The sequence below is a fragment of the Streptomyces sp. NPDC002130 genome (assembly GCF_040296465.1).
Classification (GTDB): Bacteria; Actinomycetota; Actinomycetes; order Streptomycetales; family Streptomycetaceae; genus Streptomyces.
The window spans coordinates 13,764-27,293 of sequence record NZ_JBEOXI010000103.1; the positions used below are offsets into that span (position 1 = coordinate 13,764).

General features: G+C 70.1%; 13 protein-coding genes. 11 read left to right on the forward strand and 2 right to left on the reverse strand.

Going from position 1 to position 13,530, the window contains the following annotated elements:
* The first annotated feature begins 192 nt into the window (after positions 1–192).
* The 8 genes from sfnG (at position 193) to ABT116_RS20610 (ending at position 9,337) form a co-directional block, all read left to right on the forward strand.
* Positions 193–1,320 carry a dimethylsulfone monooxygenase SfnG gene (gene sfnG, locus ABT116_RS20575; protein WP_351635768.1) on the forward strand — a complete coding sequence of 376 codons (1,128 nt, stop codon included), beginning with the start codon at positions 193–195 and terminating at the stop codon, positions 1,318–1,320.
* 28 nt (positions 1,321–1,348) lie between these two features.
* Positions 1,349–2,566, forward strand: coding sequence for an acyl-CoA dehydrogenase family protein (locus ABT116_RS20580; RefSeq protein WP_351635771.1), 1,218 nt, complete (start codon positions 1,349–1,351; stop codon positions 2,564–2,566).
* Between the two features lie 11 nt (positions 2,567–2,577).
* Positions 2,578–3,135 (forward strand): NADPH-dependent FMN reductase, encoded by a 558-nt coding sequence (gene ssuE, locus ABT116_RS20585; protein ID WP_351635774.1) that lies wholly within the window; start codon positions 2,578–2,580, stop codon positions 3,133–3,135.
* The gene (locus ABT116_RS20590; protein WP_351635777.1) at positions 3,132–4,328 is read left to right on the forward strand and encodes an SfnB family sulfur acquisition oxidoreductase; all 1,197 of its coding nucleotides are present in this window, start codon (positions 3,132–3,134) and stop codon (positions 4,326–4,328) included. Before ssuE ends, ABT116_RS20590 begins: the two co-directional genes overlap by 4 nt.
* Before the next feature lie 72 nt (positions 4,329–4,400).
* The gene (locus ABT116_RS20595) at positions 4,401–4,835 is read left to right on the forward strand and encodes a VOC family protein (protein WP_351635808.1); all 435 of its coding nucleotides are present in this window, start codon (positions 4,401–4,403) and stop codon (positions 4,833–4,835) included.
* A gap of 396 nt (positions 4,836–5,231) precedes the next feature.
* Positions 5,232–6,149: a glutathione S-transferase C-terminal domain-containing protein gene (locus tag ABT116_RS20600; protein WP_351635780.1), complete on the forward strand. Its 918-nt coding sequence runs from the start codon at positions 5,232–5,234 to the stop codon at positions 6,147–6,149.
* A 177-nt stretch (positions 6,150–6,326) separates the two neighbouring features.
* A complete protein-coding gene (locus ABT116_RS20605; protein WP_351635783.1) occupies positions 6,327–7,649 on the forward strand; it encodes an aldehyde dehydrogenase family protein in 1,323 nt (440 codons plus the stop codon).
* Positions 7,650–7,900: 251 nt separating this feature from the next.
* Positions 7,901–9,337 (forward strand): serine/threonine-protein kinase, encoded by a 1,437-nt coding sequence (locus ABT116_RS20610; protein WP_351635786.1) that lies wholly within the window; start codon positions 7,901–7,903, stop codon positions 9,335–9,337.
* A 238-nt stretch (positions 9,338–9,575) separates the two neighbouring features.
* Here the strand turns inward: ABT116_RS20610 and ABT116_RS20615 are convergent, their stop codons facing one another.
* A complete protein-coding gene (locus tag ABT116_RS20615; RefSeq protein ID WP_351635789.1) occupies positions 9,576–10,319 on the reverse strand; it encodes a LamG domain-containing protein in 744 nt (247 codons plus the stop codon).
* Positions 10,320–10,368: 49 nt separating this feature from the next.
* Positions 10,369–10,797, reverse strand: a complete 429-nt coding sequence (locus tag ABT116_RS20620; protein ID WP_351635791.1) for a DUF6193 family natural product biosynthesis protein — start codon at positions 10,795–10,797, stop codon at positions 10,369–10,371.
* A gap of 169 nt (positions 10,798–10,966) precedes the next feature.
* On the opposite strand from ABT116_RS20620, the gene ABT116_RS20625 reads away from it, so the two are divergent.
* The 3 genes from ABT116_RS20625 to ABT116_RS20635 all read left to right on the forward strand — a co-directional run bounded on the left by ABT116_RS20625 (position 10,967) and on the right by ABT116_RS20635 (position 13,184).
* A complete protein-coding gene (locus ABT116_RS20625; protein WP_351635794.1) occupies positions 10,967–11,179 on the forward strand; it encodes a hypothetical protein in 213 nt (70 codons plus the stop codon).
* Positions 11,180–11,558: 379 nt separating this feature from the next.
* Entirely contained in the window at positions 11,559–12,962 is a 1,404-nt protein-coding gene (locus ABT116_RS20630) for a C40 family peptidase (protein ID WP_351635797.1), read from the forward strand.
* Between the two features lie 39 nt (positions 12,963–13,001).
* Positions 13,002–13,184 (forward strand): hypothetical protein, encoded by a 183-nt coding sequence (locus ABT116_RS20635; RefSeq protein WP_351635801.1) that lies wholly within the window; start codon positions 13,002–13,004, stop codon positions 13,182–13,184.
* The last annotated feature ends 346 nt before the right edge of the window (positions 13,185–13,530 follow it).

The following is a 13,530-nucleotide window of genomic DNA, read 5'->3' on the forward strand; positions in this document are numbered from 1 at the left end:
CGCTGTCGGGCCTGAGCGCACCGAGGAAGCCCCTCCTGCTCGCGCTGCCCCTTCTTCCCCCTCCGTGAATTCCGGTCCCGGCTGCCTCCCTTCATGGCGACAGCCTTCTCCGGGGACGCCGCTCACACGTGCCTGAATTCCGGAATTCCTCCGCCACGCATTCGCACAGCATTCGCCGGCCAGGAGTTTCCCATGCCCGAATTCCCCGCAACCGACCCCGCCCGCTTCGCCTACTGGGTGCCGAACGTCAGTGGTGGCCTGGTCACCAGCACCATCGAGCAGCGCACCGACTGGGGTTACGAGTACAACCGCGAACTGGCCGTGCTCGCCGAGAACAACGGCTTCGACTACGCCCTCAGCCAGGTCCGCTACATGGCCAGTTACGGCGCCGAGTACCAGCACGAGTCGACCAGCTTCAGCCTCGCCCTGCTCCTCGCCACCCAGCGGCTCAAGGTCATCGCCGCCGTCCACCCGGGCCTGTGGCACCCGGGCGTCCTCGCCAAACTCGGTGCCACCGCCGACCACCTGTCCGGCGGCCGCTTCGCCGTCAACGTCGTCAGCGGTTGGTTCAAGGGCGAGTTCACGGCCCTCGGAGAGCCCTGGCTGGAGCACGACGAGCGCTACCGCCGTGCCGAGGAGTTCATCACCGCCCTGCGCAGCATCTGGACCGAGGACCACGCCGAACTCGCCGGTGACTTTTACCGGTTGCGTGACTTCTCGCTCAAGCCCAAGCCCCTGAACACCCCCGAGCGTCCGCACCCTGAGATCTTCCAGGGCGGCAACTCCACCGCCGCCCGCGCCATGGCGGGCCGCGTCTCCGACTGGTACTTCAGCAACGGCAAGGACTTCGACGGCGTCACCGAGCAGATCGCCGACGTCCGTGCCTCCGCCGCGCAAGCGGGCCGCACGCCACCGAAGTTCGGGCTCAACGGCTTCCTCATCGCCCGCGACACCGAGGCCGAGGCCCGTGAGACGCTCCGCGAGATCGTCGCCAAGGCGGACGCGCCGGCCGTCCACGGCTTCCGTGACGCCGTCCGCCAGGCCGGGCAGTCCACCGCCGACGGCAAGGGCATGTGGCAGGACTCGAGCTTCGCGGACCTCGTCCAGTACAACGACGGCTTCCGTACGGGTCTGATCGGCACGCCCGAGCAGATCGCCGAGCGGATCGTCGCCTACAAGCGACTCGGCGTCGACCTCTTCCTCCTCGGTTTCCTGCACTACCTGGAAGAGGTCGAGTACTTCGGCAAGCGCGTGCTGCCCCTGGTGCGCGAACGCGAGGCCGAACAATCCGAGTCGGAGCCCACCCCCGCCCGCGTCTGAACAGCCCCCCCACGAAAGGGAACAGCCCATGAGCACCGCTGTACGCACGGACTGGAAGAGCGCGCCCCTCCCGCAGGACGCCGGGGGATGGATCACCCGCGCCACGGAGGTCGCCGCCGTCCTCGCCACCGACGCGGCATCCCGGGACAAGACCGCCGCCACCCCCCATGCCGAGGTCCGGCTACTGAAGGACTCCGGCCTGGTCACCCTCCTCGGCCCCGTCGAGCACGGCGGAGGAGGCCAGGACTGGCCCACCGCCTACCGCGTCGTCCGGGAGGTCGCCAAGGCGGACGGCTCCATCGGCCAGCTGCTCGGCTACCACTACCTGTGGAACTGGGCCGCCCGTCTGGTCGGCACCCGGGAGCAGTGGGAGCGGGTGGAGGCCGATGCCGCCCGCAACCGCTGGTTCTTCGGCGGGGCCGTCAACCCGCGTGACGCCGACGTGGTCGTGCGCGACGAGGGGGACACGCTCACCTTCACCGGCCGCAAGTCCTTCTCCACCGGCAGCAAGGTCTCCGACGTCACCGTGCTGGAAGGCGTCCTGGAGGGCACCGACGACCACATCTTCGCCATCGTGCCCTCCGACAGCGAGGGGCTGACGTTCCACGACGACTGGGACAACATCGGCCAGCGCCTCACCGAGAGCGGCGGCGTCACCCTCGACGCCGTACGCGTCCCCTGGTCGGCCGCGGCCGGTTATGTGGACAAGCGGTTCCGGCCCCGCGTGTACAACACGCTCAACGTGCCCACCATCCAGCTCGTCTTCGTGAGCTTCTACCTGGGCATCGCCGCCGGTGCCCTGGAGACCGCCGCCACCTACACCCGCGCCAAGTCCCGCCCCTGGCTGCACGGCGGCCACGAACGAGCCGTCGACGAGCCGTACGTCATCGACACCTACGGCGACCTCACCGCCAAGCTGTGGGCCGCCGAGGCCCTGGCCGACGCCGTGGCCGCCGAGGGGCAGAAACTGCACGACGACCCGGACGCGGTCACCGAGCGGACCCGCGGCGAGTTCGAGGTGCGGGTGGCCGCGGTCAAGGCCCGCGCCACCGATGTCGCCCTGGAGATCACCAACCGCATCTTCGAGGTAACCGGTGCCCGCGCGACCGCCGCCACCGAGGGCCTCGACCGCTTCTGGCGCAACGTCCGCACGCACACCCTGCACGACCCCGTCGCCTACAAGCGCCGCGAGGTCGGCCGCCACGTCCTCACCGGCGACTTGCCGCAGCCCACCTGGTACTCCTGAAAGGTCCTGCCATGGCCACGATCCTGTCCGTCTCCGGCAGCCCCTCCCCCACCTCCCGCACTGCGCGTCTCCTGCGCCACCTGGACCGGCGGCTCATCGCGCAAGGGCACGAGGTGATCCCCTTCGATGTCCGCGATCTGCCCGCCGGGGCCCTGCTCGGCGCGGACTTCGGGCACCCGGCGATCGTCCGGGTCACAGCGCTGGTCGAGCAGGCGGACGGGGTCGTGGTCGGCACCCCCGTCTACAAGGCCGCCTACTCCGGGCTGCTGAAGTCGCTGCTCGACCTGCTCCCGCAGTACGCACTGACCGACAAGACGGTCCTGCCACTGGCCACCGGGGGCTCCACCGCCCACGTCCTGGCCATCGACTACGCGCTGCGCCCCGTACTCAGCTCCATGGGCGCGAAGCACATCGTGCCGGGCTGGTTCACCCTCGACAAGGACATCACGGTGGGCGACGACGGCACCCTGACCGTCGCACCCGGCTCGGCGGAGGCCCTGACGCACGTCACGGACCAGTTCTCCGCCGCCCTGGGCGGCCGCACGGCCCTGCTGGCGGCCACCGGATGAGTGCCACACATGTGATCGCCGACGACGCCGAGGCGCTCGCCGTCGCCTCGGCACTCGCCGCGGAGTTCCGCAAGGGCGCCGCCGAACGGGACGCCCGTCGCCGGCTTCCGCACACGGAGATCGAGCGGCTCTCGGCGTCCGGGCTGCTCGCGGTGTCGGTGCCGGCCGAGTTCGGCGGTGCCGACGTCGGCGCGGGCACGCTGGCCGAGATCTTCCGCCTGCTGGCCGGCGCCGACGCCAGCCTCGCCCAGATCCCGCAGAGTCACTTCGTGTACGTCAACGTTCTGCGCCGGCAAGGAACGTACGAGCAACGCGAGTTCCTCTTCGGGGAGGTACTGGCCGGCAAGAGGTTCGGCAACGCCCAGTCCGAGGCCGGGACGGCGCACGTGCAGGACATCCGCACCCGGCTCGCGCCCCGCCCCGACGGTTCCCACGTCCTCGACGGCGTCAAGCACTACTCCACCGGCGCCCTGTTCGCCCACTGGATCCCCGTTCTGGCCCGCGCCGAGGACGACACCCTGCACGTGGCGTACGTACCGCGGGATGCCCCGGGACTCACCGTGCTCGACGACTGGGACGGCATGGGCCAGCGCACCACCGCCAGCGGTACCGTCCGACTGGAGTCGGTGCCCGTCCCGGCGGACCGTGTCGTACCGCACCACCTCACCTTCCACGGCCCGCAGCTCCATGGCGCGGTGGCCCAGTTGTTGCACACGGCCATCGACGTCGGGATCGCCTCCAGCGCACTGGCGGAGGCCGTGGAGTTCGTCCGCACCAGGAGCCGCCCCTGGTTCGAGAGCGTCGACGCAGGGCACGCCACCGCGGCGGAGGACCCGCTGCTGATCCAGCGGTTCGGTGAACTGGCCGTCCGGGAGCGGGCAGCCGAGGCGTTGCTGCGCGAGGCCGCCCGTCAGGTCGACGCGGCCCGCGCCGACCTGACCGACGAATCGGCCGCCGCCGCATCGATCGCGGTCGCCACAGCCAAGGTGACGGCGGCCGAGGCCGCGGTGGAGATCGGCAGCGCCCTCTTCGAGGTCGCCGGGACACGCTCGGCGCTCGACTCCCTGGGCCTGCACCGCCACTGGCGCGACGCCCGCACCCACACCCTGCACGACCCGGCCCGCTGGAAGATCCAGCACATCGGCCGCTACGTGCTGAACGGCACCAGACCGCCCCGGCACGGCCTCCTTTGAGGGCAGCGGCATACCCAACGTGCCTGTCCACGCCCGGAGATGAGCATCGACGTCCCTTGCTATGGTGCGCCGATGTCATCGATCAAGCAGTTCCAGGTCACGTTCGACTGTGCGGAGCCCGCGCGCCTCGCCGGCTTCTGGTGCGAGGTGCTGGGCTACGTCGTACCGCCGGTCCCGCAGGGGTTCGCCACGTGGGAGGACTACCACAGCTCGCTGCCGCCTGAGGAACAGGTCGTCTACTTCGCATGCAGCGATCCCTCAGGCGTGGGCCCGCGCCTGCTCTTCCAGCGCGTTCCCGAAGGGAAGGTCGTCAAGAATCGCGTACACCTCGACGTGCGAGTCGGCACGGGACTCGTGGGTGAAGAGCGCCTCGCCACACTGGAGGCCGAGTGCGCACGACTGGTCGCGCTCGGCGCGGTGCACGTGAACACGATGGTTGCCGATGAGGACAACGAATCGTGCATCCTGATGCAGGACATCGAGGGCAACGAGTTCTGCCTCGACTGAGCATCCTGCGGGACGGGAGGCCGGGGGAGCGCCCTGCGTCTCGGACTCCGGACGGAACATCGGCAGCCCCTCTTGACGTGGCGGGAAAGCCCCCTGACACTCCAAAGGAGAGTTCCCTAGTGCATGGGTAGGAAATGATGGAGCGTCTGGAGCCGTCCGCCGACCGCGCCCTGCGCGTCGGCCGGTCTTCGCTGCTCCTCACTTCCCGTCGGCACATCGATCTCCTGCGTGTCTGCAGCGCCGCGAGCCTTCTGCGCTGAAGCCGGGGTGTCCGGAGGGCACCCTCACTCCGCCGCGTTCGGGTGCGCCGATGCCCCCTCGCGCGCCCATTCCGTGCGTGCGCTGCCCGCCGCACCTCCCAGAGCCAGCAGCCGGATTCCGGACCCAGGGAGACACATGCCGTCCACACCCCTGACCACCGTGCCGTCCCTCCCCTCCTCGCGGTCGTTCCGAGGCAGGATCGGCTGCGACGCGAACAGCGGCTACTACGCCGTGCCGCGCCGCTACCGCCTTCACCTCTCGCTGTCCTGCCCGAACTGTCTGCAGGTCGCCATCACCCACAGCCTGCTCGGTCTGGAGGACACCCTCCCGGTCGTGCTGCTGCCGGCGATCCCCGACAGGCCCGACGGCGGACACTCCGCGCTGCGCTCCTTGTACGAGGCCAGCTCGCATCGGCATCCCGGACCGGCTGTGGCACCGGTGCTGAGCGACAGCTGGACGGGACGGATCGTCACCACGCACTCCTCACACATCCTCCGGGACCTGGCCCGCCGCTTCGGCGGTGACGCCCCGGACCGGCCCCTGCTCTACCCGCAGGGTGCGGAGAAGGAGACCGAGGCCGTCGAACGCCTCTGCGACCGCATCGACGACGTCGCACAGGTCGCCGGGCAGGCCGACACCGACGACGCGGCGCGCCACACCGCTCTCGGCTCCCTGCTCCGCGTCCTGGGCTCACTGGAGTGGCGGCTCGCCCACCAGAACTTCGTCCTCGGGGACGAGATGACCGCCGCCGACGTACGGCTGTGGGTCGCCCTGGTCCAGCTCGACACCGTGCACCGCCTGCACCTGGACGCCGCCGCGGTCCACCGCATCGCCGACCACCCCCACCTGTGGAGCTACGCACGCCGCCTCGCCGCTCACCCCGCCTTCGGCCGCCACCTCGACCTGGACGGCATCACGCACAGGCACCACGCCCGTTGCCAGGGCCTGGAGGCCGCAGGGGCAGCGGTACAGATCCTGGACTGGGCGGTTCACATCGCGGAAAGCACCGCAGTACGACCCGCGCGCGCCGGTACGGACGGTTCCACGGCCTGACCGCGCCCGACGGGCACTCCAGAACCGCGCGCCGGTGATCACTCGGCCCGGCCCCGTGAGCCTCGTCACGAAGACGTGTCGACGGGATGCGAAGGAGCAGAAGAAAGGTTGGCATATACATCTGATCGAGATTCCGCGCCGGGCGGGCGACCACCCGGCGCCCACCGGAGAGGCGCCATGAGCCACCACACACCCGAGAAGCCCGCTGACATCGTGGCCCGGCTGCGCGCCACATTCCGCACCGGACGCACCAAGCCCGTGGAATGGCGCACCGGCCAGCTGCGCCGCATGCGGGTGATGCTCACCGAGCGGGGCGCCGACCTCGCCGCCGCCCTCCACGCCGACCTCGGCAAGAGCAGCACCGAGGCCTACCGCACCGAGATCGACTTCACCATCCGGGAGATCGACCACACCCTGGACCACCTCGAGGAGTGGCTGCGCCCCGAGCCCGCCCCCGTCCCCGCACACCTGGGCGCCGACGCGACCGCCTGGACGCGGTACGACCCGCTCGGCGTCGTACTCGTCATCGCCCCGTGGAACTACCCGGCCCAGTTGCTGCTCGCCCCGGTGGTCGGCGCGCTCGCCTCCGGGAACGCGGTCGTGGCCAAGCCGAGCGAGCTGGCCGCGGCCACCTCCGCCGCGCTGGCCGAGCTCCTCCCGGCCTACTTCGACCCCGACGCGGTCGCCGTGGTCGAGGGCGGCGTCCCGGAGACCACGGCCCTGCTCGCGGAGCGGTTCGACCACGTCTTCTACACCGGCAACGGCACCGTCGGCCGCATCGTGATGCGCGCCGCTGCCGAGCACCTCACCCCGGTCTCCCTGGAACTCGGCGGCAAGTCCCCGGTGTTCGTCGACCGCGACACCGACCTCGACGTGGTCGCCGACCGGCTGGCCCGCGGCAAGTTCATCAACGCCGGGCAGACCTGCGTGGCCCCCGACTACGTCCTCACCACCCCGGAGACGGCAGCCGCCCTGGAGACCGCCCTCGTCAACGCCGTCGACGCCCTGTACGGCGCGGACCCGGCCGCCTCGCCGGAATACGGCCGGATCATCAACGAGCGGCATTTCGACCGGCTGTCCGCCCTGCTCGACTCAGGCCGTGTCGTGACCGGCGGCGGCAGCGACCGCACCGGCAAGTACATCGCGCCCACGGTGCTCGCGGACGTCGACCCGGAGTCCCCCGTGATGCAGGAGGAGATCTTCGGGCCGATCCTGCCCATCGTCACCGTGTCCGGCCTCGACGAGGCGATCGACTTCATCAACGACCGCGACAAGCCCCTCGCGCTGTACGTCTTCAGCGAGTCCGGCGAGACGCGCGACCGGATCGCCGCGGAAACCTCCTCCGGCGGCCTCGGATACGGCCTGCCGCTCGCCCATCTCACGGTCTCCGACCTGCCGTTCGGCGGGGTGGGGGAGAGCGGCATGGGCAACTACCACGGCAGGTACTCCATCGAGACGTTCAGCCACCGCAAGGCGGTCCTGGACAAGCCGCTGAGCTGATCTCGTCGATCGGGTGGGCACCCGCGCACCGCGCACCCGCGCACCGCACCGCACCGCCATCGCCGCTCGTGAGGATTTCGGCGTTGTCCTGACCCGCCGGCTGGCCCCGTCGCGCGCTCGTCCGGCCGGCGGGCTGGAGAGACGGACGCTTCCACTGTTGTGCAAGCGGCGGATGGATGGGTACTTGCGTTCGGCGGCGCGTCGACGGCGGGCCTGTGAGCGATGCGAGTGCGCGGAGTGGGGAGATCGAGGTGGGATTGCGCGAGGTGCGGGGCGCCCGGGCTTTTCGAGGCTGTGCGCGGATAGTGGCGGGCCGCTACCGTCTGGATGCGCTGATCGGTTCGGGTGGCGCGGCTGACGTGTACCGCGGGTACGACCTGCGGCTGCGACGGCCGGTCGCCGTGAAGGTTTTCCGCCCCGGTACCGGCTTCGACACGGAGGAGGCCTTCCGCAGCGAGGCCGTGATCCTCGCTCGATTGCACCACCCGGGTCTGGTGACCGCCTTTGACGCCGGACGCGATGACGGCGATGCGTTCCTGGTCATGCAGCTGATCGACGGACGCACCCTGAAATCCCGCATCGCCGAGGGCCCCTTGTCGTGCGAGGCTGCAGCTGCGCTGGGGGCGTCCTTGGCCGAGGCTCTGGCTCATGCTCACGAGGAGGGGATCGTCCATCGGGATGTCAAACCGTCCAACATCCTCCTCGACTCCTCCGGCCGCGCCCACCTGACGGACTTCGGCATCTCCCGGGTGCTGGATGCGACCACCCGCACCGCCACCGACACCCTGACCGGCACGGCGGCCTACCTTTCCCCCGAACAGGTGCTGGGTCGGCCGGTCGGTCGCCCCGCCGACATCTACGCCCTCGGCCTGGTCCTCCTCGAGAGCCTCACCGCCCGACTGGAATACGACGGCGGCCCCTTGGAGTCCGCCGTAGCGCGCCTGCACCGCCGGCCCGTCCTCCCCGACTTCCTGCCCGACGACTTCGCAACCCTTCTTCGGGACATGACCAGCCTGGAGGAACATGTCCGTCCCGAGGCGTACGACTGCGCCCGAATCCTGACCCGTCTCTCCGGAACGAGCGCGGGAGCGACCGCCGCCTGCGCTGCCCGGCCCGCGCTCAGCGTCGTACCCCTCACCGTCGCGGATCGCGCCGACCGTACGCACCGGAGTGTGTCGCCTGTCGCGCAGGCGTCTGGGAGGTCGAGCACCTCGACAGGACTCTCTCAACGGGTGTCTCGGTCCGCCTCCGTACGCGGCGGCCTGCGAACGCGTGGCGTGGCAGCTGCACTGGCCGCCCTTCTAGCCACCGGTCTGGTGGTCACCGACGGATTTTCACAGCACGATGCCGCGGACGAAGCGGCCCCGTCCGCCCCGGATCCGGTCGCTCCCAGCACCCCTCCGGACACCGCCGATCACAAGGACGACACGCCCTCCACCTCGGTGGCCGGGCCTTCGCGCAGCCTTTCCGACCCCGGTCAGCCGCTGAAGGATGCGGTCCCCGTGCGCGACGTTCATCCGCCCTCCGGCGAGCCGAAGCCCCGCACCCGCCCCGCCACCACTGCCGGCATCCCTGAGCGGACCGCGGCCCACGCAGTCGCCGAAGACAGGGCGAAGACCCCCAACCTGCCGCCGGGTCAACTACGGCAGAAGCAGAAGAAAAAGCAGACGGCCCCCACCAAGAAGTAAGCAGCACGAAGCGCAAGGCGGCAGGAGCACGGCCACAGAGGTGAGAGTCACCGCGACCAGGACGTGCACCGCCGAGGGCCCTCAGAGAACAGCGCCTCGCCCTGCTTCGGGATGAGCGTGCAAACACACCGTCTGCGGCAGGACACCGAGCCTTCGGTACCGGCGGCTCGTCGCGGTTGCCGCCCCACGTGCCGTCACGCGTCTGGTCGGAGGTCGCTGTGGCGGAGACCGACTCGTGTTACCCCGCTTCCGATGCGGCCCCGGTTGGCGTGCTGCTCGGGGTGGGTCGTCGTACGAGCAGGTGGCTCACCTCGTATGACATCTCGGTCGTTCCCGGTTGCGGTGCGGGATGGTATCGCCCGGCGCATACGGAGAGGTTGACGATGAGGTAGGCGTGCCAGGTCCGGCCCACGCCTCGTCCGTCGGTGAACACCGGTCTGCCGTTGAGCCACCACTCCACCGAGCGGGTGCCGAAGACGGTGCGCAGGTTCACCCAAGCGCCCGGCCGGATCGCCTGATCGTGGTGGTAGCGGTTGGTACCTCGTACGTGGTTGGTGAATTCGAGCAGGTCGGGGTTGTCGGGGTGGTACTCGAAGACGTCGATCTCCTGGTCGCCGTCGCGCCAGGTCCAGATCGCAGGCCAGGCGCCGATCTCTTCAGGCAGCCGCACCCGGGCTTCCAGCACGTCCCCGGCACGGACGGTGAAACCCTCCTCGCTTCCCTCGGTGGTGAGCAGCCCGGTGTTCCACCGGCCGTCTTGTCGTCGCCTGGCGTGGAAGACGCCGGAACGGCTGTATGCGGGATCGGCCACCAGGTGGTCGAGCTTGTCGTCGCGCGGGTTGACCGGGCCTCCGCCGGGATAGGCCCATGTACGGCCCGCGACCCATTGGGTCGTGGAGGTGAAGTCGGCCGTGAAGACGACCGGTGTGGAGAGCGGGCGGCAGGGAGGCGGAAGTGAGCCGGCCGGTAAGGGTTCGGTCATGGCGAATGTCTCACCGCTTGGAGGCCGCATATGCGCTTGGCCACCGGCTTCAGGGCAGATCTGACTCTTTCAGGTGAACGGTCTGGGACAGCTCGTAGGCGGCCAGTTCCTCTGCATTGCCGACGAAGGCCGGACCACAGCGTGGTGGCAGGCTGCTGACGACCAGCGCTACCGCAGCTTGCGCACTGTCCGTCTCGGCGATCCGCGGGCTGCTCCGGCTGGGCCCTTCGACGTAGTACCGGCCGTTGTGCAATGTGCCGATGTAGGGGATGTCCCAGGTGTAACGGGCCTGTGTGCACCTGCTGAAATGCAGCTCCCACATACCGGCCCAGGGATGTAGCTGACGAAGCAGCGGCTCGGCATGCGCCCTGTGTACGAGCGCGGCGAACGGTGCATGGAGCGGTGATCGTCCCAGCTGGCACCCTTCGCCGACAGTTGTCATGATCTTGTACCAGGCTGCTTCGACAGTGTTGCTCATGACGTGATTGTGCAAGTCCTTGGACTGCGGGAGACCGGCACCTGTTCGGCTCCGCCCGCCTGAGCTCCGGTGTTCGGAATCGCCCGATGGTGGAACTGATCATGGGTGGGCGACACTTGATCCTGGAAGGCTCCGGGAGTGAGGCCCGGGGGAGAGGCGGTGACGACGAGTGAGTGAGCCAGGCGGCCGCGACTGGGTGGGCATGACTCCGGACGACTTCGACCGTGACGCGCCGCCGCGCCCGGAGGTCGACGGACGGATCCCGGCCGAGCTGGACGAATGCGGTACGGCCCCGCTCTTCGGCGATGAACCGGCACCGGCAACGACAAACCGGCCCGAACCGCCCTCTCCTCCACGAGGCTGCCAGGGGCGGCTGTTCTGACCCTCGGGTAGTCCGAGCGGTGCGCGGGGCCCCGCTTGATGCCCGTCTCCTCCTCGATACGCCTCAAAAGCTGTGCCCATGAGTTCAATTGCGTCGGAGTTTGCGAGGGGAGGGGCGAAGGTCACAGCGGCATATAGGGCATTTCACTCTTCGATCTTCACGGAAGGCGCACAAGTTAGCTAAGTTGGTCACCGTGTGCACAACTCTCACCGATGGGTCGGTGGTTTCGTGCGCTCTCGGAACGGAAGGAGTGCCCTTTCCATGGTGCTGGAACGAACCTCGCGCCCCGGAGTGACCGACTTCCCGGACAAGGCCAACTCCCTTGCCCCGGAGGCTCTCACTGCCGAGGCTCGGCTCTCGCAGTCGGCTGGTGCCCGCGTTGGCGACTGAGAGCGAAGGGCCGAGCCCCGACGAGGTGCGGCGGTGGGTCGACAGCCTCTACGACCGGGCCGAGAGCGACACGGGCACTTTCAACGCGACCCGCGCCGCTGCGATCCCGCGGCAGCGGGAGGCTGCCGCCCGTGGCCGGTCCCAGAGTGACGCGGAGCCAGCGGGCGGAACCCTGGCCCGAAAGTGGTTCGACGCCGCCCGCGCCAAGTTGGGCCCGACCGTGCCGGCGTGGCACACGGACCAAAGAATGCCGGCCCGGCCCGACCGCGCGCCGGAGTCGGCACGCCCCGTACGCCAGGCGGAACGTCCCGCAGAACCGCGTGCCCTCGAAGCGCCCCCGACGCCCACCGGTGCCGCGTTCGAGCTGACCAGCGGATCAGCTCAGGCACCGGCCACTGAGTTCCTCCCGGAGCTCCCCGCCCAGCGTTCCGCACCGGCTGAGGCAGGCAAGCCCCGGCAGGACGAGAGCGCCTGGCGAGCCGGTACACAGCCGGCCCTCGACGGCGACATGACGGCGTGGCCGCTGTACGAGCCCTCGTCGGCGCCCGCACCGGAGTTCAGCCCACAATCCACCGCGGTGCTGCCCGCCGTTGCGAACCTCACCGCGGCGCTGCCCGCGGTCCCCGACGCCACCGCGGCGCTGCCCGCCGTCCCCGCCCCCACGGCGGGTGCTCACCAGGCGGATCTTCCACCAAGCGGGGCGGAGACGTACGGTGCCGGTCCGGCGGCAGTCGCGACCGCACCGTATGCCACGGCTCCGGCAGCCGATCTCACCGCCTACTACCCCTCCGGTCCACTGGCCGAGGTGACCACCGCCACCTTCGGCGCCGGTCTGCCGGACATCCCTGCATCGACTTTGGCGGCTCCTGCTCCACCGGTGCCCACAGGGGCGGTCACCGCACTCGCCCCCGCCGCACCGACAGTGGCTGCCGCCCCGCTCGCGCCGGACATCCCCATGCCGCGCGAAACCCCCTCCACCGCCTACACGCCCGGCGCCTACGGTGGATCCTGGCCGTCGCCGAACCAAGGCCACAGCACCCAGACCGAGCGGGTGATCGCCTTCGCCCGCGCGCAGATCGGTCGCCCCTGCGTATGGGGCGCGGTCGGGCCGGGATCGTACGACGCCCCGGGTCTCACCCAGGCCGCGTGGAAGACGGCCGGTGTCACGCTTCCCCGGACCTCCCAGGCCCAGTGGGGAGCGGGAGTGCAGGTCTCGCTCGCTGACGCCCAGGTCGGAGACCTGGTCTTCTTCCACGACGACCTCGGCCACGTCGGCATCTGGAGCGGCGACGGCATGATGATCCACGCCCCGGGGCCGGGAGCACTCATCCTTGAAGAATCGGTGTTCTTCGCCGGTCAGTCGGCAATCAAGGGCGCGATCCGCCCGGCCTGACACCCCCACCGGCCGGTGTGAAGCATGGGGAGAAGTGACGTGAGGGATTCCGCCATGTGCCCGAGTAATCAGGGCACTTGGCGGCTCATGACACCGCCCAAGCCGTTGAAGAACGCACTGATCATCGTGCTGACCTACGTCTTTCTCGTACTGCTCATGCGCCAGGCGCGGAGAGCAGGTGAACGGGCGCGGGCCCGCCGCCGAGGCGAAGCGGCCGAGTAGCGCCGGGCCATCGCCCCGCCCCCGGGTGGACGTCGGCCCGAGAGCGCGTCGACGGGGCGGCCCAGCGCTCGGCGAGCAGCTGGTGGGGGAGTCAGTCCTAGCTCCTCCTGGCCGTCTGAATTCGTGGCGTGCTCCAGGCAACCAAGTGCTGAGGCAGGCAGTCGTACTGGGCGTACGGATGAGGATCTTGGTCCCGGAACGGCGGACCGGTACCCCACCGTGCTCAACTGCTCTCCCCATTACCGGAGTCGACATGTCCGAGCCCGTACGGGGCGCAGCCCGGCGCCGTCTCCCACAGCGAACTGCGCCGCGAGGCACGGGACTTCCTGCACGACCTGATCGCCGA